At 62.7% G+C, this 25,928-nt stretch carries 26 protein-coding genes and 1 pseudogene; 8 read left to right on the plus strand and 19 right to left on the minus strand.

The features are described from left to right. Positions 1-2 precede the first annotated feature (2 nt). The 8 genes and pseudogenes from bamA to CK218_RS11445 all read right to left on the minus strand — a co-directional run bounded on the left by bamA (position 3) and on the right by CK218_RS11445 (position 8,598). The gene (gene bamA, locus CK218_RS11410; RefSeq protein WP_095827770.1) at positions 3-2,372 is read right to left on the minus strand and encodes an outer membrane protein assembly factor BamA; all 2,370 of its coding nucleotides are present in this window, start codon (positions 2,370-2,372) and stop codon (positions 3-5) included. Positions 2,373-2,590: 218 nt separating this feature from the next. Then, positions 2,591-3,733, minus strand: coding sequence for an RIP metalloprotease RseP (gene rseP, locus CK218_RS11415; protein WP_066992647.1), 1,143 nt, complete (start codon positions 3,731-3,733; stop codon positions 2,591-2,593). Between the two features lie 103 nt (positions 3,734-3,836). Continuing rightward, positions 3,837-4,652, minus strand: a complete 816-nt coding sequence (locus tag CK218_RS11420; protein WP_095827771.1) for a phosphatidate cytidylyltransferase — start codon at positions 4,650-4,652, stop codon at positions 3,837-3,839. A 10-nt stretch (positions 4,653-4,662) separates the two neighbouring features. Further along, positions 4,663-5,394, minus strand: a pseudogene (locus CK218_RS11425) (isoprenyl transferase); the annotation flags it as partial. 20 nt (positions 5,395-5,414) lie between these two features. Beyond that, positions 5,415-5,969: a ribosome recycling factor gene (gene frr, locus CK218_RS11430; RefSeq protein WP_082980388.1), complete on the minus strand. Its 555-nt coding sequence runs from the start codon at positions 5,967-5,969 to the stop codon at positions 5,415-5,417. An 89-nt stretch (positions 5,970-6,058) separates the two neighbouring features. Further along, a complete protein-coding gene (gene pyrH / locus CK218_RS11435) occupies positions 6,059-6,781 on the minus strand; it encodes a UMP kinase (RefSeq protein ID WP_067319888.1) in 723 nt (240 codons plus the stop codon). Positions 6,782-6,931: 150 nt separating this feature from the next. Beyond that, positions 6,932-8,041 carry an aldo/keto reductase gene (locus CK218_RS11440; protein WP_095827773.1) on the minus strand — a complete coding sequence of 370 codons (1,110 nt, stop codon included), beginning with the start codon at positions 8,039-8,041 and terminating at the stop codon, positions 6,932-6,934. A gap of 29 nt (positions 8,042-8,070) precedes the next feature. Next, positions 8,071-8,598 (minus strand): nuclear transport factor 2 family protein, encoded by a 528-nt coding sequence (locus tag CK218_RS11445; RefSeq protein ID WP_095827979.1) that lies wholly within the window; start codon positions 8,596-8,598, stop codon positions 8,071-8,073. A 119-nt stretch (positions 8,599-8,717) separates the two neighbouring features. On the opposite strand from CK218_RS11445, the gene CK218_RS11450 reads away from it, so the two are divergent. Continuing rightward, entirely contained in the window at positions 8,718-9,644 is a 927-nt protein-coding gene (locus CK218_RS11450; protein WP_095827774.1) for a LysR family transcriptional regulator, read from the plus strand. A gap of 27 nt (positions 9,645-9,671) precedes the next feature. Here the strand turns inward: CK218_RS11450 and tsf are convergent, their stop codons facing one another. The 5 genes from tsf to CK218_RS11475 form a co-directional block, all read right to left on the minus strand. Beyond that, positions 9,672-10,592, minus strand: coding sequence for a translation elongation factor Ts (tsf, locus tag CK218_RS11455; RefSeq protein ID WP_095827775.1), 921 nt, complete (start codon positions 10,590-10,592; stop codon positions 9,672-9,674). A gap of 119 nt (positions 10,593-10,711) precedes the next feature. Further along, entirely contained in the window at positions 10,712-11,491 is a 780-nt protein-coding gene (gene rpsB / locus CK218_RS11460) for a 30S ribosomal protein S2 (RefSeq protein ID WP_095827776.1), read from the minus strand. A 259-nt stretch (positions 11,492-11,750) separates the two neighbouring features. Beyond that, the gene (locus tag CK218_RS11465) at positions 11,751-12,029 is read right to left on the minus strand and encodes a DUF4031 domain-containing protein (protein WP_066992627.1); all 279 of its coding nucleotides are present in this window, start codon (positions 12,027-12,029) and stop codon (positions 11,751-11,753) included. 64 nt (positions 12,030-12,093) lie between these two features. Then, the gene (locus CK218_RS11470; protein ID WP_095827777.1) at positions 12,094-13,389 is read right to left on the minus strand and encodes a hypothetical protein; all 1,296 of its coding nucleotides are present in this window, start codon (positions 13,387-13,389) and stop codon (positions 12,094-12,096) included. Between the two features lie 95 nt (positions 13,390-13,484). Next, complete coding sequence (locus CK218_RS11475) at positions 13,485-14,315, minus strand: cell envelope integrity EipB family protein (RefSeq protein ID WP_095827778.1); 831 nt, start codon at positions 14,313-14,315, stop codon at positions 13,485-13,487. A 138-nt stretch (positions 14,316-14,453) separates the two neighbouring features. Between CK218_RS11475 and CK218_RS11480 the strand changes: the two genes are divergently transcribed. From CK218_RS11480 to CK218_RS11490, 3 genes are all read left to right on the plus strand, one after another. Beyond that, the gene (locus CK218_RS11480; protein ID WP_066992618.1) at positions 14,454-14,918 is read left to right on the plus strand and encodes a RidA family protein; all 465 of its coding nucleotides are present in this window, start codon (positions 14,454-14,456) and stop codon (positions 14,916-14,918) included. 11 nt (positions 14,919-14,929) lie between these two features. Continuing rightward, positions 14,930-15,658 carry a glycerophosphodiester phosphodiesterase gene (locus CK218_RS11485; RefSeq protein ID WP_095827779.1) on the plus strand — a complete coding sequence of 243 codons (729 nt, stop codon included), beginning with the start codon at positions 14,930-14,932 and terminating at the stop codon, positions 15,656-15,658. Positions 15,659-15,822: 164 nt separating this feature from the next. Next, positions 15,823-17,037 carry a GNAT family N-acetyltransferase gene (locus CK218_RS11490; RefSeq protein ID WP_095827780.1) on the plus strand — a complete coding sequence of 405 codons (1,215 nt, stop codon included), beginning with the start codon at positions 15,823-15,825 and terminating at the stop codon, positions 17,035-17,037. 21 nt (positions 17,038-17,058) lie between these two features. Here CK218_RS11490 and CK218_RS30060 read toward each other — a convergent pair whose 3' ends face one another. Further along, complete coding sequence (locus CK218_RS30060) at positions 17,059-17,256, minus strand: hypothetical protein (RefSeq protein WP_143749626.1); 198 nt, start codon at positions 17,254-17,256, stop codon at positions 17,059-17,061. 142 nt (positions 17,257-17,398) lie between these two features. On the opposite strand from CK218_RS30060, the gene CK218_RS11495 reads away from it, so the two are divergent. Next, positions 17,399-17,827, plus strand: a complete 429-nt coding sequence (locus CK218_RS11495) for an HIT family protein (protein ID WP_066992609.1) — start codon at positions 17,399-17,401, stop codon at positions 17,825-17,827. Between the two features lie 320 nt (positions 17,828-18,147). Beyond that, positions 18,148-19,134, plus strand: a complete 987-nt coding sequence (locus CK218_RS11500; RefSeq protein ID WP_245434986.1) for a phosphatase PAP2 family protein — start codon at positions 18,148-18,150, stop codon at positions 19,132-19,134. Between the two features lie 237 nt (positions 19,135-19,371). Here the strand turns inward: CK218_RS11500 and clpA are convergent, their stop codons facing one another. Both clpA and clpS read right to left on the minus strand, forming a co-directional pair. Further along, positions 19,372-21,837 (minus strand): ATP-dependent Clp protease ATP-binding subunit ClpA, encoded by a 2,466-nt coding sequence (gene clpA / locus CK218_RS11505; protein WP_095827781.1) that lies wholly within the window; start codon positions 21,835-21,837, stop codon positions 19,372-19,374. Between the two features lie 6 nt (positions 21,838-21,843). Then, entirely contained in the window at positions 21,844-22,170 is a 327-nt protein-coding gene (clpS, locus tag CK218_RS11510; protein WP_041000825.1) for an ATP-dependent Clp protease adapter ClpS, read from the minus strand. 89 nt (positions 22,171-22,259) lie between these two features. Between clpS and CK218_RS30585 the strand changes: the two genes are divergently transcribed. Next, on the plus strand, positions 22,260-22,436 hold the full coding sequence (locus tag CK218_RS30585) for a hypothetical protein (protein WP_156751000.1): 177 nt from the start codon (positions 22,260-22,262) through the stop codon (positions 22,434-22,436). Between the two features lie 10 nt (positions 22,437-22,446). On the opposite strand, the gene CK218_RS11515 is transcribed toward CK218_RS30585, so the two are convergent. Beyond that, entirely contained in the window at positions 22,447-22,776 is a 330-nt protein-coding gene (locus CK218_RS11515; RefSeq protein WP_066992785.1) for a phasin family protein, read from the minus strand. 288 nt (positions 22,777-23,064) lie between these two features. On the opposite strand from CK218_RS11515, the gene CK218_RS11520 reads away from it, so the two are divergent. Then, the gene (locus CK218_RS11520; protein WP_095827782.1) at positions 23,065-24,519 is read left to right on the plus strand and encodes a D-alanyl-D-alanine carboxypeptidase; all 1,455 of its coding nucleotides are present in this window, start codon (positions 23,065-23,067) and stop codon (positions 24,517-24,519) included. A gap of 41 nt (positions 24,520-24,560) precedes the next feature. Here the strand turns inward: CK218_RS11520 and CK218_RS11525 are convergent, their stop codons facing one another. Next, positions 24,561-25,259, minus strand: coding sequence for a molecular chaperone DnaJ (locus CK218_RS11525; protein ID WP_066992599.1), 699 nt, complete (start codon positions 25,257-25,259; stop codon positions 24,561-24,563). Positions 25,260-25,382: 123 nt separating this feature from the next. Then, a complete protein-coding gene (locus CK218_RS11530) occupies positions 25,383-25,820 on the minus strand; it encodes a DUF1489 family protein (protein WP_066992596.1) in 438 nt (145 codons plus the stop codon). Positions 25,821-25,928: the final 108 nt, after the last annotated feature.

Raw genomic sequence — 25,928 nt, forward strand, 5'->3', positions numbered from 1 at the left:
GATTAGAAACGGGTCGCTATGCCGAAGTTGAATTCCTGCACGTCGTCACCCGGCTGCTTCTCGACCGGAATCGCATAATCGATGCGGATCGGGCCGAACGGCGAAGCCCACATCAGGCCGACACCGACCGAAGCGCGCAGATGCATGTCAGCCGATCCCGGCTTGATCAAAGCAGGATCGAGCTTGCTGCCGTAAAGCGTTGCCGCATCGGCAAACACAGCGCCACGCAGACCGAAGCTTTCCGGAATGACCGGCATCGGGAACTGGGCTTCCGCCGAGGCATTGAAATAGGTCGTGCCGCCGAGATGGTCGCCGCTGGTATCGCTCGCAATCGGGCCAATACCGCCATACGCGAAACCGCGGATCATGCGATCGTTGCTCTGGAAGTGGTCGAAGATGCGCAGATCGCCATTGCCGTAGCCCGCGATATAGCCAGCGCCGCCCGACACCAGGCCGACCAGGTCCAGCTGCTCGGACAAGGTCTGATAGACGCTTGCTCGCCCGGTCAACTTCACCCATTTGGCGTCACCGCCGAGACCGGCGACTTCGGTTGTGCCTGTGACGTAAAGACCCTCGTGCGGGTTCTTCATGTCGTCGATGGTATTGTAAACCAGACCGAGGCTAACCGACGACTTGGTCCATGGGCTCTCGGCGACGCCGTCGCGGATGGCCTGGGAGATCGTGCACTTGGACGGATCGTAGACGCCGCTGGTCAAGCAGCCATCGGCGATCGAATACTTCTCCTGCGAGATATTATACGCCAGCTGCGTCGAGATGCTGTCGGTGATCGGCAGGCCGAAGCGAATGGTCGCGCCCGTGACGTCCGTATCGTAGTGGTTGTACTCACGGGTCGACTTGTAGATGTCGAAGCCCGCCGCGATGCGCCGGCCGAGAAAATACGGCTCGGTGAAGGAGATCGCGTAGTCGCGCGAGTTCTTGCCGCCGCCGGCCGACAGCTTGATGTACTGGCCGCGGCCGAGGAAGTTGCGCTCGGTGATCGAGCCTTCGACGGACGGGCCCGGCGTGTCGCCGCCGGTCGAATAGCCGGCGCCGACCGAGAACTCACCGGTCGACTTCTCGACCACGTCAACCACCAGGACGACCTGGTCCGGAGCGGACCCAGGGACCGTCGAGATGTCGACTTTTTCAAAATAATCCAGGGCTTCCAGCCGCTTCTTCGCGCGCTGGATAAGAACCTGGTTGAAGGCGTCGCCTTCACTGACGTCGAATTCGCGCCGGATGACATAGTCACGCGTGCGGTCGTTGCCGCGGATTTCGATGCGCTCGATATAGGCCTTGGTGCCCTGGTCGATTGTGTAGACGACCGAGATCGTGTGATTCTCGAAATTGCGGTCGCCGCGCGGCGTCACCTGGGCAAACGCATAGCCTGAGCCGGCGACCTTTTCGGTGAGCGCAACGATCGTGTCCTCGACGTCCTTGGCGTTATACACATCGCCCTTGTGCGTCTCGACCACCGATTCCAGCGACTTTGAGTCGACCTCGGGAATCGTGCTCTCGACACTGATGTCGCCGAAGTTGTAGCGCTCGCCTTCCTGCACGGTGATGGTGACCGTGTATTTGTTGGTGGCTTCGTCCAACTCACCGACGGCCGAAACGACCTGGAAATCGGCGTAACCGTGATTGTAGTAAAAGCGGCGCAGCAACTCCTGATCGGCGCGCAGTTTGTCCTCGTCATAGACGTCGTCGCGCAGCACGAACGAAAGCCAGGACGAACGCTTGGTGTTGATGACGTCCGACAGGCGACGGCTGGAAAAAGCGCTGTTGCCGACGAAATTGATCGCCGCGATCTGCGTGCGCGCGCCTTCGTTGATGTTGAAGACCACGTTCACGCGGTTGTCGCCGAGGTCCATGATCTGGGAGGTCACGGCGGCGTCGTCGCGGCCGATACGCCGATAGGCAGCCTTGACCGCCTCGACGTCGGCGTCGAGCGCCTGCTGCGAGAAGGTCGCGCGCGGCTTCAGCTGCACAGCGGCCTGGAGCGCGTTGTCCTTGAGCTTCTTGTTGCCCTGGAACAGGACTTGGTTGACCACCTTGTATTCGGAAACCTTGACGACCAGGGTCGAGCCGACCTGATTGATCTGGACGTCCGAGAACAGCCCGGTGCCGAACAGGGCTTTCACGGCGCTATCGACATCGGCGCTTGAAAACGCCTTGCCAGGCTTGATCGAAATGTAATTGCGGATGGTTTCGGCATCGACACGCTGGTTGCCGCTGACCTCGACCCTGCTGACCACTGCTGCTTCGGCTACCGATGTGGCAACGAACTGCACTGCGAGCGCGCCTGGCAAAACCAGGGCGGCGGACAAAGCCGCCGCGGACGCGGCGCTCAGAAACTTGGATGCTGCCTTCATCGGGCTTTTGTACCTTTTTCTCGTAGTCCCCACGGCGAGAAAACCGGACGTGCGGTATTTTCCCTTACCGTATTAACCGGATTTCCCCTACACGCAAGGCTCCCGGTTAATTTGTATTTACTTAACCCTGTTGCGTGGCTTTCGTGTCACGCATATCCCCACGCATGGTAAACGGCGTCTCAATTTGGATGGGGCCGAAGCCAAATTCCTTCATGATTTCAGCACCCAAACAGATCATTCCAAAAAACGAAGCCCATAAATCCGAGCACCAGAAGGAGACCGGTCCGGTAGGCCATCTCCATCATCCGCTCCGACACGGGCCGCCTTATGACGGCCTCCACGCCGTAGAACAAGAGGTGGCCGCCGTCGAGAGGGGGAATCGGTAGCAGATTGAGAATCCCTATCCCGACTGACAGGAATGCAACAAGCTGCACCAGCCACTCGAAGCCGAGTTTGGCCGCCTGACCCGACATTTTCGCGATCTTGATTGGGCCGCCGAGTTGGCATTTGTCCTCGCGCCCGACGACGAAACGTTGCAGAAATTGCCCGGTGCGCTCGATCACATGCCCGGTTTCCTCGACAGCCGCCGCCAGCGCGCCCGCGGGCGTGTAGGAAACCAGTCGCGGCTGCCCGAGTTCGGCGTTGTTGGCCACGCCGATGATCGCGACCTTGACCTTGTTGCCCAGCGCATCCTGCTGCTCCATCGGTTCCGGTGTCGCGGTGACGGTGATTTCCTTGCCGTCGCGCAACATGGTGAAGGTGATGGCATCGCCGGCGCGGCCCGAAACCAGGCGTTGAACGTCGGCGAAGGTCTCCACCTTGTTGCCGTCGACTCTGACGAATCGGTCGCCGGGCTGAATGCCCGCCCGCGCCGCCGGGCTGCCGGCGCTGACTTCGGCCACCATCGGCTCCATCACCGGGCGGCCGTAGAGCGAAAACAGCACCGCGAACACGGCGATCGTCAGCAGGAAATTGAACAGCGGCCCGGCGACGACGGTCGCCGCGCGTTTCCAGATCGGCTGGGTGTGGAAGGCGACCTCGCGCTCGGCCTCGCTCAGCGATTCGAGGTCCTCGGTGCTCGGCTGGCTCGATGTCGCGTTCATGTCGCCGACGAATTTCACGTAGCCGCCAAGCGGAATGGCGCAAAGCTTCCAGCGTGTGCCGTGGCGGTCGTTGAAACCAAAGAGCTCCGGGCCGAAGCCGATGGCAAAAGCCTTGACGCCGATGCCGCACCAGCGGCCGATGAGGTAGTGGCCCATCTCATGCACGAATACCACGACGGTGAGCACAAACAGGAACGGCACAAGGGTGCCGAGGACAAAGCCCTGCGTGCTGAAGAGCGCGTGAAGAATCTCGTTCAAGTCATGCCCTCAAAATTCGCCCAGCGCGACAGTCCGCCGCGACTGTGGCATCAATCCGGGCGAATCCGTGGCACGCGTCGTTTTCGCCCATTGGCGACGCCAGTCAGTTCGGAAACAGCCCCATTGCCGGATGGTCGGCGCCCGCCGCAATCCAACCGATGACGTACAGGGCGAACGCAGCCGCGACAAGCCCGTCCACCCTGTCCATGACGCCGCCATGGCCGGGAATGAGATTGCTCGAATCCTTGCAGCCGTGCCGGCGTTTGACCCAGGATTCGAACAGATCGCCGATCTGCGAGACGATCGAGAGTGCCAAGGCGACGAGACCAAGCATAGTGAGATTGCCGGCCCCGGCCGCGATTGCCAGCACCAATCCGGCAGCGATGCCGCCGACAGCGCCGCCAAGCGCGCCGCTCTGCGTCTTGCCGGGCGAGATTGATGGCGCAAGCTTCGGGCCGCCGACCCTGCGGCCGACGAAATAGGCCGCTATGTCGGTCGCCCAGACGACCGCGAACAGGAAGAGGATGGCGATCAATCCTGAGTGGCTGTCCCCGCGCAGATAGGCAAGCGACAAGCCGGACAACGACGCGTATGCCAGCCCCGAGGCCTCCCACTGCACTGCTCCCCGCAGTCGCGCGGCAACAGCGACGATACCAGTGATGGCTGCGACCAGAAGCAGCAGCCACAGTGCCGGCAGGCCGGCGACCAGCGCGCCGATGAAGACCAGAATCAGCACTTCCGGCAGAAAGCCGAGCGTCGCACCGTTCTCAGCGCGCGACATGCGCGTCCATTCGTAGAAGATCAACGCCGCGATCGCCGCACAGAACAGGCGGAACGGCAGCCCGCCGAGCCAGGTGAGCGCAAGTGTGGCGGCTGCCATCACGATGGCCGAGATGACACGCTGCTGGAGATTGCTCATCGATGCCGCGCTACAAGGCGACGTCGCGGGCGGCGAGCCCGCCGAAACGGCGTTCGCGGCCGGCAAAGTCGCGCAGGGCGTCGGCCAAGTGCTCCCGGCTGAAGTCCGGCCAGTAGCAAGGCAGGAAGACGAGCTCGCTGTAGGCGGCCTGCCACAAGAGGAAGTTCGACAGCCTGAGCTCGCCGCTGGTGCGGATCACGAGGTCCGGATCGGGAATGCCCTCGGTGTCGAGCGCGCCGGCAAAGCTCTCCATCGTGATGGCGTCGCTTGTTATTTCGCCGCGAGCCACGGCATCGGCGAGCTTGCGCGCGGTGCGCACGATCTCGTCGCGCCCGCCATAGTTGAAGGCGATGACCAGCGTGAGCGCCTCATTGCCCGCGGTCAGCGATTCGGCCTCCTGCAGCAGGCCTCTGATGTCCGGCTGCAGCCCCTCCCTGTCGCCGATCACCCTCACCCGCACGCCGTTTTGATGCAACTCGGCGAGATCCCGGCGGATGAAGAGCTTCAGGAGGCCCATCAGGTCGCTGACCTCGGACTTCGGCCGCGACCAGTTTTCAGAGGAGAAGGCGTAGACCGTCAGATAGGAGATGCCGAGCTCTGGCGCGGCGCGCACCGTCTTGCGCAAGGCTTCGACGCCGGCGCGGTGGCCGGCGAGCCTCGGCATGCCGCGCGCCTTGGCCCAGCGTCCGTTTCCGTCCATGATGATCGCGACATGCGCGGGGGTTGTCATGGTCTCGCTTTCGAGCCGGTGAGAAACCGACCCTAAACCTGCATGATTTCAGCTTCCTTATCGGAAAGCAGGTGATCGATGGTGCTGATCATCTCATCGGTCAGCTTCTGAACCTGGTCGGAGCGCTTGCGATGATCGTCTTCGCTGATCGTGCCGTCCTTTTCCGCCTTTTTGAGGAAATCCATGCCGTCGCGACGGACATGGCGAACCGCGACGCGGGCGTTCTCCGCATAGCCGTGCGAGATCTTGACCAGTTCCTTGCGGCGCTGCTCGTTGAGTTCGGGCAAAGGAATCCTCAGATTGGTGCCGTCGACGATCGGATTGAAGCCAAGATTGGCCTCGCGGATAGCGCGGTCGACGGCGCTCACCATCGATTTGTCCCAGACCGAGACCGAAATCATTCGCGGCTCGGGCACCGATACATTGGCCACCTGGTTAATGGGCATCGTCGTACCGTAGGCATGGACCTGGACGGCGTCGAGCAGGTTGCTGGAAGCGCGGCCGGTGCGCAGCGAAGCGAGATCGTGCTTGAAGGCCGCGATCGCCCCGTCCATGCGCCGCTTGAGATCGTCGTACTCGCCACTCATGATCATCTCCTCGACCCGTTCGCCGGGTTCACTGCTTGTCTTCTAGTCTCGTCCGGGACCGGCGATCATTCAGCCGTCTTCGGCCCCAGTCAATTGTCCGCGACGATGGTGCAACGGCCGCCGCCTCTTAGAATTTCGCCGAAACCACCTTTTTCGTGGATCGAATAGACGATTATCGGAATGTTGTTTTCACGCGCAAGTGCAATCGCGGCCGTATCCATGATCGTAAGCCCGCGTTTGATGACTTCGGCATGACTTATGCGGTCGAAGCGCACCGCATCCGGATCCTTCTTCGGGTCGGCCGAATAGACGCCGTCGACCTGCGTGCCCTTGAATAGCGCGTCGGCGCCGATCTCGGCGGCGCGCAGCGCTGCGGCCGAATCGGTGGTGAAGAACGGATTGCCGGTGCCGCCGGCAAAGATCACCACCTTGCCTTGATTCATATAGGCGGTCGCCTGGCGCTGTGAAAAACTTTCGCAGAGTTCCGGCATGGCAATGGCCGAAAGCACCACGGCGTCGACGCCGATTTTGTTCAGCGAGGTGCGCAGCGCCAGCGAGTTGATGACGGTGGCTAGCATGCCCATGTGATCGCCGGTGACGCGGTCGCCGCCCTTGGAGGCGACGGCCACGCCGCGGAAAATGTTGCCGCCGCCGATTACGACTCCGACTTCGACGCCAAGCGCCCGCGCCTCGGCAATGTCGGCTGCGATACGGTCGACGACCGAGACGTCGATGCCGAAATGCTGTTCCCCCATCAAGGCTTCGCCCGAAGCTTTCAGCAAGACACGTCGATAGAGGGGCTTCACCGTCATCTGGTTCCTCGAAAAATCTCGGCGCGGGCAAATCTGGAGGCGAAGGCGCCCCGCTTCGCCTGGCGGCGCTGGCACGATGGTTCGACCCGATACACGAAGGGCGCGGCGATGTCACGCCGCGCCCTCGCTCAAAATTCCAGGCTTTTCCGATCAGTTGCTGCTGATGCTGACCGCCTCGCCTTCGATCAGGACCGGCAGCGAATAGCCGGACGGCTTGTCGCCGGTCACGACACCGCCGGCCACCCTGACCTGAATCTCGGGTCCAAAAAAGGAATGCGGGAACGGCGCGGGCGCAAGGCTCACCGAATCGAGCCGCTTGCGAAGTTCGGCAGGGATTGAAAAGTCGAGCGCCCGCAGATTGTCCTGCAACTGGGCAAGTTTCGTCGCGCCGAGGATGACGGTGGCCACACCCGGCTGCGCCGCAACCCAGTTCAGCGCCACCTGCGCCATGCTTCGATCGAGTTCGGAAGCCACCTTCTCGAGTTCCGTAACGATCGCCCAATTGCGTTCGCTGAATTTCTGGAAACCCGGATGCGTGGTGTTGCGGAACCCGTCGAGCCGGCCGGCATTGCCGGCCTGCGCCGGGCGGTATTTGCCGCTGAGCAGGCCGCTGGCCAGCGGGCTCCACACCATCATGCCGGCGCCGTGACGCGAGGCGAAAGGCGCGAATTCATGTTCGATCGAGCGCTCGGCGAGCGAATATTCGAGCTGCAGGGCCGAGACCGGCTCATAGCCGCGCAGTTCGGCGATCGCCTGCGCCCGCCCGGCATACCAGGCCGGCACGTCGGAAAGACCGATATGGCGTACTTTGCCGGCACGCACCAAATCGTCCAGCGTGCGCAACACCTCCTCGGCCGGCGTCAGCCTGTCCCAGACATGCATGAGGTAAAGATCGATATGGTCGGTTCCGAGCCGCTTCAGCGAAGCGTCCACCGCGCGCATGATGTTCTTTCGGCCATTGCCGCCGGCATTCGGATTGCCGGGTTCCGTGTTCATCGTGAATTTGGTGGCGATCACCGCCTTGTCGCGCAAGCCGCGCTCGGCGACGAATTCGCCGAGCCAGGTCTCTGCCGTCCCGCCGGTGTAGAGGTCGGCCGTGTCGAAGAAATTGCCGCCGGCCTCGACATAGGCGTCGAACATGGCGCGGGCGGTTTCCCTGTCAGCACCCCAGCCCCATTCGGTGCCGAAGGTCATGGTGCCCAGCGCCAGCCGGCTAACGCGCAGGCCGCTGTTGCCAAGCGTGTAATAGTTCATGCTCATGACGTGTTCCGATCGTGTTTGGTATGGGCTTATTGGCCAGGCGTCGCTTTCACCCAGGGATTGCCCCGCTCATGCGTCATGCGGAACGTGAAGCCGTCGACCTTCCAGCCTTGACCCGATCGGGTCAGGCGATGCTCATAGGTGCCCCAGACCTCCCAGAGCGGCTCGCCATTGCCTTCCATCCTGTTCCAGGCATAGCCGTTGGAACGGACGGTCGCCATATCGGCCTCTATTTCGACCTGATGGTTGGTCCGCAGGTGCAGGCTCGTCTTGCTGCCTTTGAGATTGGCAGCCCAGGCGCCGATCAGATCGTCGGAGGCGACCGTGGCCGCGGGCTGTCCGGAAAGGCTGCTGAAGTCGGCGGTGACCCGGTCAGCGAAGTAGCTGCGGGCGAGCTTCCAATCCTGCGCATCGACGGCGCGGTCAATGGCATCCGCGATGCGGATGACGGCGCGCTCGTCGGCGAGCGTTTGCCAGCCCATTGGTTCGGCTCCGCCGGCATCGACGGGCGCCAGTGCCAGTCCTGCCGCGAAGGTCATGTGTCTCAAAGCATTCATGTTTTTCTTCTCCTTGCGCATCGCGCCCCACCGCCGATGTGTTTGGCGACAATGTGGACCACCTTGACGGCATCGATAAGATTGCATTGTTCGCAAGGACTATGCGATGTTATTCATGAATGGATCGAGATCTGCTGACGCATCTGCCGGTGATCGTCGCCGTGGCTCGGCGCGGCGGCTTCGCGCTTGCCGCGGCCGAGCTCGGCATGAGTCCGTCGGCCGTCAGCCATGCGGTGCGGCTGGTGGAAGAGCGCATCGGCCAGCCGCTGTTTGCGCGCACAACGCGCAGCGTTTCGCTGACCGAAGCCGGCAAGGCGCTGGTGGAGACCGCGGCCCCTGCCCTGCAGGACATCTCCGAGCGCATCGACCGCATCCGCGGCGTCAACGGCAGGCCCTCCGGCCTGCTCAGGATCAATGCGTCCAATATCGCGATCCCCCTGGCGGTCACGCCGGTGATCGCGGCCATGGCCGAACGCTATCCGGAGGTAACGGTCGAGGTCTTCGCCGACCAGGCCCTGGTCGATATCGTCGGCGAGGGTTTCGATGCCGGCATCAGGCTGGGCGAGATGATCGCACGGGACATGATCACCGTGCGGCTTACGCCTCCCTTCAAGGCGGTGGTTGTCGCCTCGCCCGCCTATGTCGAAAAGCACGGCCGTCCCCGCGCGGTGGCCGATCTCGCCAAGCACAATTGCATCGGCTACCGGCTTGTCCGCGCCGGCGGGCTCTATCGTTGGGATCTGAACGAGAACGGCAAGGATGTCGTGGTCGAGACGCGCGGCACGGCCATCGTCACCGATTCCCTTGCGGCGATCGATCTTGCGCTTGCTGGTGTCGGGCTCGCCTACGTATTCGAGCCGCTGGTGCGCGCCGATCTCGCCGCGGGTCGTCTGGTTCAGATCCTGCCGAAGACGGCGATCGAGGAGCCGGGCCTGTTCCTCTATTTCCCGCGCCGGGCATCGATGGCGCCGAAGCTCAGAGCCTTTATCGATACCGCTCAAGAGATCGGCCGGGCATCCATGCGGACACCCGGCCGAGTTGCCTGAGCTCTGTAGCCTTACTTTTGCTTCGGGCTATTTCTTGACCGCGGCCGCGACTTCCGCCGCGAAATCGGTCGTTTCCTTCTCGATGCCTTCGCCCAGAGCGAAGCGCAGGTAAGCGGTGATCTTGGCCGGCGCGCCGATCTCCTTCTCGGCATCCTTCAGCGCCTTCTCGACGGTGATGTCGGGATTGAGCACGAAGGCCTGCTTCAGGAGCACCACCTCTTCATAGAACTTACGCAGCCGGCCCTCGACCATCTTCTCGATGATGGCTTCCGGCTTGCCGGACTGGCGCGCCTGGTCGGAGAAGATCGCCTTCTCGCGCTCGATCAGGGCCGGGTCGACTTCCTCGGCAGTCAGCGCAACCGGGTTGGTGGCGGCGACATGCATGGCGACCTGGCGGCCGAAGGCGTTCGCCGCATGCTCATTGCCGGTGGTCTCGATCGCGACCAGCACGCCGAGCTTGCCGAGGCCATCCGCGACGGCATTGTGGACATAGGTCGCCACCGCGCCATGCGGGACAGTGAGCTTGGCCGAGCGGCGGAAGCCCATGTTCTCGCCGATGGTGCCGACCGCGTCCTTGATGGTGTCGGTGACTGACTTGTCCGAGCCCGGATACTTGGCCGCGGCAACTGCTTCGGTCGTGCCATAGGCGAGCGCCACCTTGGCGACGTTGGCGACGATTTCCTGGAAGGCGGCGTTGCGCGCGACGAAGTCGGTCTCGGAGTTCACCTCGACGACCGCGGCTTCGCGAACACCGGAATCGACGCCGATCAGGCCTTCCGCCGCGGTGCGGCCGGCCTTCTTGTCGGCCTTGGAGATGCCCTTCTTGCGCAGCCAGTCGACGGCCGCTTCCATGTCGCCGTTGGTTTCGTTCAACGCCGCCTTGCAGTCCATCATGCCCGCGCCGGTCAAGTCGCGGAGTTCTTTGACCTGTGCAGCCGAAATGCTCATTGTCGCCTCTTTGTTTCAAAAGCGCCGACGCACCATCGAATCCCGATGATGCGCCCGGCAAAAGCGCTTTAACGCGCCAACTTATTGGAAAGATGAAGGCCGAAGCCGGCCTCCGTTTTTCAAGCTTCCGGAGCTTCAGTGGCCGGAGTGTCGAGCGCCGGTTCGACCGGAGCCTCGGCCGACCCGCCGATGTCCATGCCGAGCGCGCCCTGCTGCCGGGCGATGCCGTCGATCGCAGCCTTGGCGATCAGGTCGCAATAAAGCTGGATCGCGCGGGCCGCGTCGTCATTGCCGGGGATCGGGAAGTCGATCTTGTCCGGGTCGCAGTTGGAATCGATGATGGCGACGACCGGGATGCCGAGGCGCTTGGCCTCGAGGATGGCGATCGCTTCCTTGTTGGTGTCGATGACGAACATCAGGTCCGGCGTCGAGCCCATGTCCTTGATGCCGCCCAGCGCCTTGTTGAGCTTCTCGCGCTCGCGGTCGAGGTTGAGCCGCTCCTTCTTGGTGAGGCCCTGGGCCTCGCCGGCCAGCGTCTCGTCGAGCTTGCGCAGGCGCTGGATCGAATTCGAGATCGTCTTCCAGTTGGTCAGCATGCCGCCCAGCCAACGCGAGTTGACGTAATACTGGGCCGAACGCTGCGCGGCGTCGGCGACGATGTCCGAAGCCTGGCGCTTGGTGCCGACGAACAGCACACGGCCGCCCTTGGCGACGGTGTCGGAAACCTGCTTCAGGGCCTGGTGCAGCAGCGGCACCGTCTGCGACAGGTCGATGATGTGGATGTTGTTGCGGGCGCCATAGATGTAGGGCGCCATCTTGGGGTTCCAGCGGTGGGTCTGGTGTCCGAAGTGAACACCAGCTTCCAGAAGCTGGCGCATGCTGAAATCAGGCAGAGCCATTCTTTAGTTCCTTTCCGGTTGGCCTCCACGGACACAGGCATTTCGGACTTGTGTCCTGATGCCACCGGAGGTTTCAGCCGGATTTCTCCCGGGCAGACACCAAAGTCCGTGTGTGGAATGAGCGCGCATATAGAGGGGAAGTCTCGTAAACGCAAGCGAGCTACCGGAAAACGCCCTCACCTGCGGCGATCCGCGCACTTATGCATGTCGCCCAGAAGTGATCGGCGGTTCTGGGACAACGACATGCATCAAAACTCCGTCAGCGTCGGGTCTTGCCGTTCGGCACTCTGACGCGGCGGAAGACGGCGACAATCTCCTCGCGACTGCATTCGACCGCGCCGAGCCGCACGGCGCGGTCGCGCTCGAAGCCGGTGATATCGTAATGCGGCGCCGAAGTCTTCGGCGGCCCCTGATAGGACGAGCGCTTGAGGCCGAGATCGGCGGCAAAGCGGTGGAGCTCGTCGGTGTCGTCGGCGAGCAGATGGCACCAGCGATGGCCGGCCCATTTCCAGATCGCCGCATCGACATAGACAGCCATCGAGCTTGCCGCACTCCAACCGACATCGGCGGCCCGCTCACAATCGTCCCGGGCCGACGCGAAGTCAGCGATGATAGAAGGGATTCGGATAGGAAATGAAGCCGCCGGCGGCTTCAAGTTCGGTCACGATTCTCGACACCGCTTCCTGCATCCTTGAGCGCAGCACGGCGAGCGCCTCTTCGACCGAACCATCATATGCATGAAGCGCCAACGGCTCGGGCACGCGGATGTGAGCGCAGCGCGGCCCGGCGGGCTGCGGAATGAAGCGGTTGATCGAATCGCGCAAGTTGCCTTTGCAATAGTCGTTGCGGATGCGCTTCAGATGCTCGGCGATCTCCTCCTGGGTTATCGTCTGATTGGCGAAGGCCCAGGAGCCGACGCGCTGGACGCGCTGGATCGTTTCCGCCAGTTTTCGCACGCGTTTCTGCTCATCCGCATCAGCCTTGCCCTCGCGCAGCCAGCGGCGTGAACGCCGCAGCAACTCGGCCAAATCGAGGTCGGGTTCGGCCGCAACGGCATCGGCGAGCCGCAGGCCAAGCTCGGCCAGCACCCTTTGCTGGCGGCTGGCAAAGGAAGCGCCCACCTCTGCGGTCAGGCCACAGGCCTGCTCGTCGAGGGAGAGCAGGCCTGAATAGATGCTGTAGACGCGCTCCGGCAGGGAGCCGGCTGCAACACTTTCCATTTTCAGCTTTTTCTCGACATAGGCGCATTCCCTGGCGAGCGGCCGCTCGACATTGCCGATGAAGGCGAGCTTCCAGACAACAGGAGCCACCCAGACCTTGAAATCCTTGTTGGTTTCGCGCCCGCGCTTCAGCGCCGCCAGTCCCATCTCCACCGCGCCGGGAAGCAGCGGCGCGACATAGTTGCCGTGCCAGCCGACGCTGCCTTCCGGATGAAGCAGCACGCCATGGCCTTTCAGCGCCCAATCGACCGAATGCGCTTTGGCGGCTTCGCTGTTGCCGGGAATCTGCGCGATCAGATTGTTGGCCAGCCAAAATTTCTGCATCAGCCGACCGAGCCCGTTCACCACCCCATGTGTTGCCCATGAGGCGGCAAGCGGGCTGACGCGCGAGACGATCTCCTTGTCGATCATCCAGTCGGTGAAGAATTCCGGATGGTTGGGCGTGATGAACGTCGCTTGGCCTTCGCCGCAGCAGGTCTGCAGCTTCTGCTGGTCGGCGACGGGAAAGTCGATGTGACGGATATTGGCGACGCCGCGCAGGCCGGCGAGCCGATTGAAGGGCAACAGGTCGCGGAAGCCGGGAACCCCTCGCAGCATGACGATGCGGTTGACGATCGTCATCACCTTGATCAGCGCCGGATTGGGTCGCGGCGCCACGAACACGTCGATCCTGCCCAAGCTTTTCCCCCGAAATGCCTACGGGATGCTGGAACGGGATTGCGGCGTCTTCAAGTCAGGCTCGGCGACGGATCGCCGTAGTGGTTAACCCGCCGCTATTTCGAGGCCGGACAGGGCTTGGCCTGATCGAACAGCGACAGGTTCACCAATTTGCCGGTCATCGAGAAGTCGCCATAATCCATGACGAGGTCGCGCGTAATGCCGTTCTCATGCAGTTTGAAGCTGATCCGGTACTCCGGCACCTCTTCGCCGCTTTTGTCGGTGTCGTCGAAATAGGCGATGTCGACCGGCCAGTATTTGTCGGTGGCAAGCTTGGCGAGCGCCGGCGCTTCCGGGTCCGCCTTGTCGGCGTCGGCTCTTTTGCCGACGACGACGGTGGTCGTCATCACCTTATTGGCATCCTCGGAGCCGTCGAACAGATTGGTCTGATAGAAGTTCTCTCCCTTCTCGGCCTTGCCGATCAGCTCCACGAGGTGTTGGGTGGGGAACTGCGTGGCGGCGAGCTCGAGCGTGTTCTTCTCGGGCTTGTCGATGTTGACTTTGAGGCCTTTCGGCTCCCTGGTCGCCATACCCTTGACTTCCTTGTCGAGGTTCTGGTCGACGAAGGACTTCGTCACGAACGAGAAGGTCTTGCCTTCTGCGTCCTCGAACGTCGTCGTCTGCTGGTCGGTCAGCCTGGTGTTCTCGCTGGTGACGATCTGCGTGACGAAACGGAACTTCACCGTATAGCCCTCGCAGGGAGAGCCGTTGAACTCATAGACCATGCGGCCGGAGATGCCCGTGATGCCGGAGCGGTCGGACGCCTTGTTGAGCGTGAGATCATAGACGGCGCGGTGCGCCTGCAGCGCTGGCACGGCAAGGGCCGGAGCCATCGGCATGGCCGCCGACACGAGAGCGGCGGAAAGGAAAAGGCGCGTCAAGCGCATGCAGTGCTCCGATCGTCGCGGCCGATGGCAGGCCGCAGGGAAAGATGGTCCAGCTTAAAAAAAGTCGTGGCGGAAGCGAGGCAAAAATAGCAATTTCGGCCCCGCCAACGCGGCGCCTTCCAGCAATAGGGAAAACCAATGAGCGAAACAATCGAAAAGCGGCTAAGCGATCTCGGCGTCGCCATTCCGGCCGCCGCAGCGCCGGCCGCCAACTACGTGCCCTACTGCCGGACCGGCAACACGCTCTTCACCGCCGGGCAGCTGCCGCTGAAGGACGGCAAGCTGCAGGCAAGCGGGCTGCTTGGCCGCGACATCGATACCGCCGCCGGCAAGGAGGGCGCAAAATTCTGCGCCATCAACATTCTGGCGCAGGCCAAGGCGGCACTTGGCGATCTCGAAAAAATTCGCCGGCTGGTCAAGATCACGGTCTTCGTCGCCTCGGCGCCGGACTTCGTCGAGCAGCATCTGGTCGCCAACGGCGCCTCCGACTTCCTCGTCGCGGTCCTCGGCGAACGTGGCAAGCACGCTCGCTCCGCCGTCGGCACCGCGTCGCTCCCGCTCAATGCCGCGGTCGAGATCGAAGCGATCTTCGAAGTCGAGTGAACGAGCCTGACATGACCGACCTTTCCTGGCTGATTGCCCGCCCCGTCGCGCATCGCGGCTTCCACGACATGAACAAGACACGCTGGGAGAATACGCTGTCGGCCTTCGCCGCGGCAGCCGAGCGGGGTTACGCGATCGAATGCGACGTGCATGTCTCGTCCGATGGCGTTCCCGTCATCATCCACGACTGCGACCTGAAGCGCCTGACAAGCGAGGATGGCTTCGTCTGGCAACGCACCGCGGCCGAGCTTGCCGCGCTCAAGGTCGGCGGCACGAAAGATCATGTGCCGACGTTGCAGGACGCGCTCGACCTGATCGACGGACGCGTGCCGCTGGTGGTCGAGCTGAAAGGTGTTCCCGGCCACGACAAAGGATTGGTCGCGAGCGTCGGCAGGCTGCTCAAGCGCTACACTGGCAAGGTGGCGATCATGTCGTTTGACCATTGGCTGATCCGCGCCTTCGCCAAGGAGGCGCCGGGCATTCCCGGCGGGCTCACCGCCTACGGCAAGGACGACCAGCTGATCGAGGCGCATTTTGCCATGCTGGCGCACAACCTCGCCTTCACCTCTTACGCCGCCGGCGATCTGCCGAACCCGTTCGTCAGCTTCGTGCGCGAAAAGCTCAAGATGCCGGTCATCACCTGGACCGTGCACGACCAGCCGGCGGTCGACCTCACCTTCAAATATGCCGACCAGATGACCTTCGAGGGCTTTGAGCCGGACCTGGTCAAGGTCGCCTAGAGCTGGATGATTTCAGGTCGAACGACCTGGATCAGATCCGCCGAAATCAATCTGAGAGAGAGCATGATGCCGTCCGAAAACCGCTTCGCACTTTCGGCATCATGCTGTGAGGCAGTGCCTGAAACGTGACTTGTAGCAGCCCTGAGGACGCTTAAATAAGCCGGATGGATCAGGGTGACGACGACGATGGACCGACAGCGAATGCGGACTATTCGGTCCGCATCGCGACGACCATCGGCGCATTCACCTGCGATGAATGGAACGGCTTCGCCGCAACCACGCGCGGCGACACAGCAAACGGCTACAACCCGCTCGTTTCATTCGGTTTTCTGAGCGCGCTTGAGGATTCTGGCTGTGCCGTGCGGCGCACCGGCTGGCAGGGTCATCACCTCAGGCTCGAGACGGCGCAAGGCAAGCTGCTGGGCGCCGTGCCTTGCTATCTCAAATCGCACAGTCAGGGCGAATATGTCTTCGACCACGGCTGGTCGGACGCGTTCGAGCGCGCAGGTGGGCGCTATTATCCGAAGCTGCAATGCTCGGTGCCGTTCACGCCCGTCACCGGCCCTCGCCTGCTCGTAAGCAGGGGCGAGGACGAAGGCGCGGTGAGGGCCGGCCTCGCCGCCGGCCTGAAATTGGTGACCGACAAGCTCGGTGTGTCTTCCGCGCATGTCACCTTCGCCGCCGAGCCCGACATTGCGACGCTCGAAGCAGCGGGTTTCCTGCACCGAACCGACCAGCAGTTCCATTTCTTCAACGAAAGCTTTTCGAGCTATGATGACTTCCTCGCCACGCTGGCCTCACGCAAGCGTAAGGCGATGAAAAAGGAGCGTCGCGAGGCGCTGGCCGACGGCATCAGCATCGATTGGCTGACCGGCAGGGACATCACCGAACGCGCCTGGGACGATTTCTTCGCTTTCTACATGGATACCGGCGGCAGGAAATGGGGCCGCCCTTATCTCAACCGCCAGTTCTTCTCGCTGATCGGCGAGCGCATGGCCGAGGACGTTCTCCTGGTCATGGCCAAGCGCAACGGCCGCTACATTGCGGGCGCCATCAACTTCATCGGGTCCGACGCGCTTTACGGCCGCAACTGGGGCTGTATCGAGGACCACCCCTTCCTGCATTTCGAGGTCTGCTACCATCAGGCGATCGACTTCGCGATCGAGCGCAAGTTGAAGGTGGTGGAGGCCGGCGCGCAAGGCGAGCACAAGTTGGCGCGCGGCTACCAGCCGGTGACCATGCATTCGGCGCACTACATCGCCCATCCTGGCCTGCGCAACGCGGTCGCCGACTACCTTCGCCGCGAGAGGCGCGAGGTGGAGCGGATGGGGGAGTATCTCGAAGAGCACACCCCGTTCCGCAAGGATCTCAAGGAATAGCTCGGGCCTTGCCATCCACAGTCATTGCGGCTTTCGAGCCGCGATCGGAACGAGGAACGAAAAGCAGGCAACCAGGAAGAAAATGCCGCCGCCAAGCGCCAGCAGATCGCCTGCGGGCCACGCGGCGGCGATGAAGAACAGCGCCGACACAATAAACAACGGCCGACCGGCGACGATCCACTTCATGGTCGCTCCATCAGCGATGGCCGAACCGCGCACCGCCGCCTGGCTCTACCTGATGACCTTCCGCTCGAGCGGCGGCCGGCGCTCGACCGCGCTGCCGACAGATCGGCTCAATCGTCTTGCCGCTCGGAAGCGGCTTCGCTACACCGGACGACGACCATAATCCGGAGTGCCCGCCATGGCCGAAGCCTACGATCCCGGCAACATTTTTGCGAAAATCCTGCGCGGCGAAATCCCCTCGCACCGCATCTATGAGGACGATGCGGTCGTAGCCTTCATGGATGTGATGCCGCAGGGGGTCGGCCACACGCTGGTGGTGCCGAAGGCGCCGTCGCGCAATATCCTCGACGCCGATCCGGCAACATTCGGTCCGCTGTTTGCCGTGGTGCAGAAGGTGGCGGTTGCCGTGAAAAAGGCCTTCAATGCCGACGGCGTCACCTTGATGCAATTCAACGAGCCGGCCTCCGGGCAGACCGTCTACCATCTCCATGTCCACGTCATTCCGCGCTTCGACGGCGTGCCGCTGAAGCCCCATTCCGGGCAGATGGAAAAGCCGGAAGTGCTGGCCGAGAACGCCGGCAAGATCCGCGCGGCACTGGGAAACTAAAGCGCGCGGTCCCGTCGCCGTTGAAGGCCGACTGACAGCCTCGCACTGACGATCCTATATCGGTTTGCCGCGACAACCCCGGCGCGTTTTTCCCCGGCCGGCCGCGTGCGGCGCCCGGATGCGACCGTTTGCACTCGAATCGTTTGGTTAGGAAATATCGAACCATCTCGCTGTAGAACGCTGGGGCGTGGCGAGCTATTGGGTTTCGAACCATGGACAATTCGGTTGCGGCGTCGACCCCCCTTGCGAGGATGGCTGGCGGACGGGCTTTTCTGATCGCCCTGGCACACGCCTTTCGACGGCACAGGATGCTCCATGCCTTGGCCATCGGCGCTCTGCTTCTGGCAATAGCGATCGGCATGCGCACCGGAAACATGCCGGATTTCGGCATATTGAAAGAATACATTGAGTACCTTTTGATCGCTTTCTGGATCTGCGGTTGCGTCTTTGCACTTGGGATCTTTCTCCACCTTGCGCTGGTCAAACGGGATCCCGAACCGCTGGGCACCTTCCTGAGATCGCTGGGCAGCTTTTTCGGCGACGCCGAACGCACGGCCAACAGCCTCAACGGCCTGACCGCCAGCATCGCCTTCGTATCCGCCGTCGGTGTTCTGAAAGGAGCCATCGCAATCCTCTCCCCTTTTGCATGGGACAAGGCGCTGGCCCACACCGATCGGATCCTGCATTTCGGTAGAGCCCCAGACGAATGGCTGTGGTTTATCGTCCAGTCGCCATTTGCATTGAGGATGCTCAATCTCGCCTACAATTTCTGGTTCATCGTGCTCATCGCCACGGTTTTCACCGCCTGCATCACGCGCACAGATACGAAGCTGCGTCATCAGTTCCTGATGAGCTTCATGCTGATATGGACGCTTGGCGGCTTCTTCCTGGCGATGGGGCTGTCGTCGGCAGGGCCGTGCTTTTACGAGCGACTGGGACTCGGCGGTGACTTCCGTCCCCTCATGCAGGCACTCGCCGCCGCCGACCGCATCTATCCGATCTGGGCGCTTAGCACGCAGGACATGCTATGGAGCGGCTATACCGGCGCGACCGTCGGCAGCATCGGCATATCCGCTTTCCCGTCCATGCACGTGGCGATGGCGGTGCTTTTCTCTTTGTACGCAACGCGGCGCTCCCGGCCGGCCGGTATCCTGATGTGGGCATTCGCTGCCTTGATAATGGTCGGCTCAGTCGCGCTTGGCTGGCATTATGCCATCGACGGCTACGCGGGTGCGCTCTTGTCGATCATGATCTGGAAGGCGTGCGGATATTTCCTGACACGCTTCGCGCCGGACGGCGTTGCTTGACTCTGCAGCCAGCAAACATTTTCCGGGGCGGCAATGCTCGACTTCCGGAGGGCCGCGCGCCATTCCGTATGGATGATTTGGCCAGCCATCACGTGCCGGTTCCTCCCAATCAAAAAGCCCCGTTGCCGGGGCTTTTTGACTTCAATGCATGTCGCCCAAAGGCGGGCGGCCGTTTTGGTAACAAGCACCTAGCGCGCGCCGCCTGAATCCGTTTCAGCGGGACGCGCTTCAGGTCGATCAGCCCTTGCGGGGCAGCTGCGGCACCAGGCTTCGCTTGCCGCCGTCCTTGCCCTTCGGCTCCGGCTTCTGCGCCACCGCCTTCTTGGTGGCAGGCTTCTTCGCCGCCGCCTTCCTCGGCTTCGGCGCGTCCTCCGGCTCTTCCTTCTTCGGCTTCACCGGAGCTTCATCGGCCAACGATTCGAGCTTCAGGCCGGTCTCGCCAGTTTCCTTCTTCTCGACGGTGACGCGCACCGTGCCACCCTTCTTCAGCTTGCCGAACAGCACCTCGTCGGCCAGCGGCTTCTTGATGTGCTCCTGAATGACGCGGCCGAGCGGACGCGCGCCCATGCGCTCGTCATAGCCCTTGTCGGCCAGCCAGGCGATCGCGTCCGGCGACAGGTCGAAGGTGACGCCCCGCTCGGAAAGTTGGGCCTCGAGCTGCATGACGAATTTCTGCACCACCTGATGGATCACCGGTATCGGCAGCGAGCCGAACGGGATGATCGCGTCGAGACGGTTGCGGAATTCGGGCGTGAACAGCCGGTTGATAGCCTCGACGTCGTCGCCCTCGCGCTTGGTCGAGCCGAAGCCGATCGCCGCGCGCTGAGCGTCCGATGCGCCCGCATTGGTCGTCATGATCAGGATGACGTTGCGGAAGTCGATCTGCTTGCCGTTGTGGTCGGTCAGCTTGCCATGGTCCATCACCTGCAACAGGATGTTGAACAGATCCGGATGCGCCTTCTCCACCTCGTCGAGCAACAGCACGCAATGGGGATGCTGGTCGACACCGTCGGTCAACAGTCCACCCTGGTCGAAGCCGACATAGCCGGGAGGTGCGCCGATCAGCCGCGAGACGGTGTGGCGTTCCATATATTCCGACATGTCGAAGCGGATCAGCTCGACACCGAGCGAGGCCGCGAGCTGCTTGGCCACTTCCGTCTTGCCGACGCCGGTCGGCCCTGAGAACAGGTAGGAGCCGATCGGCTTCTCCGGCTCGCGCAGGCCCGCCCGCGCCAGCTTGATCGCCGACGTCAGCGCTGTGATTGCGGTATCCTGACCGTAGACGACGCGCTTCAGCTCGACATCGAGACCCTGCAGCACCTTCTCGTCGTCCGCCGAAACCGTCTTCGGCGGGATGCGCGCCATGGTGGCGATCGTCGCCTCGATTTCCTTGATGCCGATCGTCTTCTTGCGCTTGGCCTCAGGCACCAGCATCTGCGAGGCACCGGTCTCGTCGATCACGTCGATCGCCTTGTCCGGCAGCTTGCGGTCGCTGATGTAGCGGGCCGACAACTCCACCGAAGCCTTGATCGCTTCGCTCGTGTAGCGGACCTTGTGGAACTCCTCGAAATAGGGCTTCAGGCCCTTCATGATCTCGATGGCGTCCTCGATGGTCGGCTCGTTGACGTCGATCTTTTGGAAGCGCCGCACCAGCGCGCGGTCCTTCTCAAAGAACTGGCGGAACTCCTTGTACGTCGTCGAGCCGATGCAGCGGATCGCGCCGGACGACAGCGCCGGCTTCAACAGGTTGGACGCATCCATGGCGCCGCCGGACGTGGCCCCTGCCCCGATCACGGTGTGGATCTCATCGATGAACAGCACCGCGCCGGGGTAATCCTCAAGCTCCTTGACGACCTGCTTCAGCCGCTCCTCGAAGTCGCCGCGATAGCGGGTGCCGGCCAACAGCGTGCCCATGTCGAGCGCGAAGATGGTGGCGTCCTGCAGCACCTCGGGCACGTCTCCTTCGACGATGCGCTTGGCAAGGCCCTCGGCGATCGCCGTCTTGCCGACGCCGGGGTCGCCGACATAGAGCGGATTGTTCTTGGAGCGCCGGCACAGCACCTGGATGGTGCGATTGATCTCGCTTTCGCGACCGATCAGCGGATCGATCTTGCCGGCCTTGGCCTTGTTGTTGAGGTTGATGCAGTAGGCCGTCAGCGCGTCCTGCGGCTTCTTCTTGCCGCCGTCCTCCTGCGGCTCGGCGCCGTTCTGGCCGCCCTGCTCATCGTCGGCGCCGCGCGGCGTGCGCGACTCCGAAGCGCCGGGGCGCTTGGCGATGCCGTGCGAGATGTAGTTGACCGCGTCGTAGCGGGTCATCTGCTGTTCCTGCAGGAAATAGGCCGCGTGACTTTCGCGCTCGGCAAAGATTGCGACGAGCACATTGGCTCCGGACACCTCCTCGCGGCCGGACGACTGCACATGGATGACGGCGCGCTGGATGACGCGCTGGAACCCGGCGGTCGGTTTCGAATCCTCGTCGTAACCGGTGACGAGGTTGTCGAGCTCGGTGTCGATATAGGTCAGAACGGTGTGCTTAAGCTCGTCGAGATCGACATTGCAGGCGCGCATCACCGCGGCCGCCTCGGTGTCGTCGATGAGCGCCAGCAGCAGGTGTTCGAGCGTAGCATATTCATGATGCCGCTCGTTGGCGAATGTCAGCGCCTGATGTAGCGCCTTTTCCAGGCCTTGGGAGAAAGCCGGCATGTTACCTCACTTCTTCTCCATCACGCATTGCAGCGGATGCTGATTCTGTCGGGCGAAATCCATGACCTGAGACACTTTGGTCTCGGCCACCTCGAATGTGTAGACCCCACACTCGCCGACTCCATGATTATGAACATGCAGCATGATGCGTGTGGCGGCCTCGCGGTCCTTCTGGAAAAAACGCTCCAGGACGTGGACCACGAACTCCATGGGAGTGTAGTCGTCGTTAAGGATGAGGACCCTGTAGAGGCTGGGCTTTTTTGTCTTGGTTTTGGTGCGCGTGATGACCGCCGTGCCGCGACCGGGATCGTTGCGGTCGCCGTCACCTTGCATTCGCACCACGCCTGCCGTGGCAGTCAAACCGATCGTCACGTAGTCCTGCCTTTTCGAATCCTCATGCGAGTTCAACATGTAGGTCTTCGATGGCCGATTTTAAGCCCTTCTGTTTAGCTGACAATATGGCTAGGTACGCAAACTTCAGCGAATTTCTCAATCGTGAATGCGGCAAGGCGCGGGTGGTTGCGGCGGCGCATGAAAAAACCCGGCCGCGCTTCCGCGACCGGGTTGTTTTTGCGGGCCGGCTAGCCTGCCCGATGTGATCGGACGAAATTACTTCGCCTTGGCGACGACCGATTCGAACGGCTTGTAGGCTTCCTTGGCGAGCTCGGCATAGAGATTGCCGATCTTGCTGGCCTCGGCCACGAAGCTCTCGTAGCTCTGCTTGGCGTAGTCGGTCTGGATCTCGATGGCCTTCTCGATCGACTTGGCCGAGAACAGCTTCTCGAAGGCGGCGCTGCCGGCCTCGAAGCTCTTCTTGGTGTATTCGCCGGCTTCGGTCGCGATCGCCTGCGCACCCTTGGTGAGCGAGGCAAAGCTCTTCAGCCCGGTGTCGGCAAACTCCTTGCCGTATTTCGCGAAGTCCTCATAGGTCTGGGTCATTTCATGCCTTCCCTTGGTTGAAACGCCCATTTAGCCCCGGGCGCCCTTGTGCAATGCACCGAAATATATTGTGCGCTGCACAAAAGTCAAGATTGCCTTGAGCCGCAAGGGCTCCGCGCGACAGCGACCGCTAAAGTTCGAATAAACAGAGGCTCAAATCGCCAGAAAATGATGAACGCGGCGGTTACCATAAACGGATTGGTAACGCTGACCGCGATAGCTTGGCCGGAAGTGAGGCAGGCACCCCTCTGCCGCCTCCGGGGCAACGAAAATTCAGGGTAAGTAACGGTGCGTCAGGCGTTGTCGGGCTTCGTCTCCAAATCTTCATTCTCCTTCAAGTGGATCATGATTGCCACGCTCGCGGTGACGATTGTCGCCGCCGATGTCGCCTCCGCGATGGCGGCAAAGTCCGCCGCGATTGTCGTCGACGCCAAGACCGGCAGGGTGCTTTATTCGGCCGACGCCAACGGCCGGCGCTATCCGGCTTCGCTCACCAAGATGATGACGCTCTACCTCACCTTCGAGGCATTGGCGAAGGGCAGGATCGGCAAGAACACGCCGGTGCCGTTCTCGGCCCATGCCGCGTCCGAGCCGCCGACCAAGCTCGGCGTGCGCGCCGGCGGGTCGGTGCCGGTCGAGACCGCGATCCTGTCGATGGTGACGAAGTCGGCGAACGACTCGGCGACCGCGCTGGGCGAGTTGCTCGGCGGCAGCGAAGACAATTTTGCCCGCATGATGACGGCCAAGGCACGCCAGCTTGGCATGAACGGCACTGTCTTCCGCAACGCCAATGGCCTGCCCGATCCGGGCCAGTTCACCACGGCGCACGACATGGCGATGCTCGGCATCGCGCTCCGCGAGCACTTCCCGCAATATTACGGCTATTTCTCGCAGCGCTCGTTCCTCTATGGCCGCCAGCGCATCAACGGCCATAATCGCCTGCTCGGCCGCATCAAGGGTGTCGACGGCATCAAAACCGGCTACACGCGCGCTTCCGGCTACAACCTGGTCTCCTCAGTCGCCGATGGCGATCGCCGCCTCGTCGCAGTGGTGATGGGCGGCGCTTCCGGCCGCAGCCGCGACAACCAGATGGCTTCACTGATCAACACCTATCTGCCGCGCGCCTCGACCCGCGGCGGCGGCAACCTGATCGCCAAGGCGGGCGGCGGCAATCCGATCAAGGCTCTGGCCAAGGTCCTCCTGCCCAAGCATGACGCGCCGACTCCGGACGAAAAACCGGCTGTCGACGACACCGAAGTCGCGTCAGCCGATGACAGCGCGCCGGTCGCTGAGGAAACCAAGCCGGTGATCCAGGTCAGGAAGGTGAAGACGGTTGCGGTGGCCGCCATGGCTCCGGCACCCGCGCCCCAAGAAACCACCTCAGAGACCGAAACCGCATCACAGCCCGAAGCCACGTCCCAGACGGTTGCCGCTTACGCCGAGCCGGCCGCAGCCGCCGCCCCGGCCATCGATCCGGTCAAGACGGCCTCGCTGCCGTCGGGATGGGTGGTGCAGGTCGCGTCCTCGCCGACGCAATCGGGGGCTCAGGCGCTTCTCGACAAGACGACCAAGCAGGCGCCGAAGGTGCTGGCCGACGCATCGGGCTTCACGGTCGCGTTCGACAAGGGCGGCGTCACCTACTACCGCGCCCGCTTCGGCGGTTTCGGCTCGAAGGACGCAGCCTGGAAAGCTTGCGACGCCCTGAAGCGAAAGAAGATCGAGTGCTACGCCGTCCAGCAATAGGCGGCTTTTGAACCTCCCGGGAAGTTCCGCGTCGAAGGAGACTAGTCGTGATTGGAGAGCAAGACGTCCTTGGCTTCATTGATCCGCGCCGCCAGGACAGACGTGCCGCCGACATCGGCGTTCAGGCGCTGCATCAGGCGGCGGTGCGCCTTGCGGATATCCGCCGCGGCAGCCCCCGCTTCAAGACCAAGGATCTTGTAGGCCTCCTCCTTAGTCATGGCGCCCGCACCTGGCGCAACACCCAGCCCTTCGCCACTGTCCGGCTGCGCGTCCTTGCGCCAGACGGGAAAACGGCCGTCAAGATACGTCTCTAGCAGCTGGCGGCTCTCCGGGTCCGGCCGCAGCTCGACATGGAGTTGCTGCAGCTCGGCGATCCCCATGGCGCTCAGCATTCTCCCCTCATAATGGCCGGCGAGAACAAGGCCTTCGAGCTTGCCGCTGTCGTGGTCGAGCTCCATTTCGAGAGCCGCGGTGCGCACGGTTGAGCGTTTGGCCGCGACAAGTTTCGGTGGCGGTCGCCTCGCCCGCATCCAGGCATACCAGCCTGCAGCCGCAATCATCAGCAGGCCGCCAAAGCTGCTGCGGCCGACCACGAGCATCGTCGCGCCGATCAGGCCCAACAGCGCGGGCCCAAGCGTTCTGAGACTGTCCGCCATCCTCGCTGCGTCGGCACGCACAAAGATTGTCGCGGCGCCGAAAAGCACCAGGAGCACGGCTGCCAATGCGATGATCACGCCCATCAGTTTGCACCGCCATCCAAATGATTGTGCATCGAAATCAAGATGTGGCGCAGGGGCGGTGCTTGCAAGCCCCACACCGGGCCGCTCGAAGGGCCAGCAAGCGGAAGATGAGGACCTACAGTCTTACAGCAGGCCGAGATCCGCAAGCTCCAGGCGCAGTTTCGGCGGCATCTCGGCCAATGCGGCCCTGCCCTTGCCGAGATCGGCCGGCGCATCGGAGGGCTTAAGATAACGCCAGCCCTGGAAGGCGCGGCGCGGCTGCCAGTCGGTGCGCACCACTTCGGGATCAAGCACGAGATGGCAGCGGCCGATGCCTTCGCCGTCGACGAAAGGCCGGATCTCCGTGATCAGCTGCCGGCATTGGACGTTGCCCTTGATCACCCAGTAGAGCGAGCCGCCATCGGTGATCTCCCCACCGCGCGTCGGCACCATGCGCGTGGTGTGCCAGTGCTCGGCCGGCTCGCCAGCGCGGCGCCGCTCGTCGAGACGAAAGGCGATCCACTCTTCCAGGTCCTCGACGCTGTCGCAGCCGACGCAGAGTTTGATGAGACTGAGAGACATGCCCGCAATCTAGCGACTGCCCCGGAGGCGTTCAACGCCGAGCGAGATTATGCACAGGCCGATTGCTGCCAGCTCATGAGGCCAGCGTGGCCGTTTCGATCGCTTCGG

It is taken from the genome of Mesorhizobium sp. WSM3879, assembly GCF_002294915.1.
GTDB lineage: Bacteria > Pseudomonadota > Alphaproteobacteria > Rhizobiales > Rhizobiaceae > Mesorhizobium.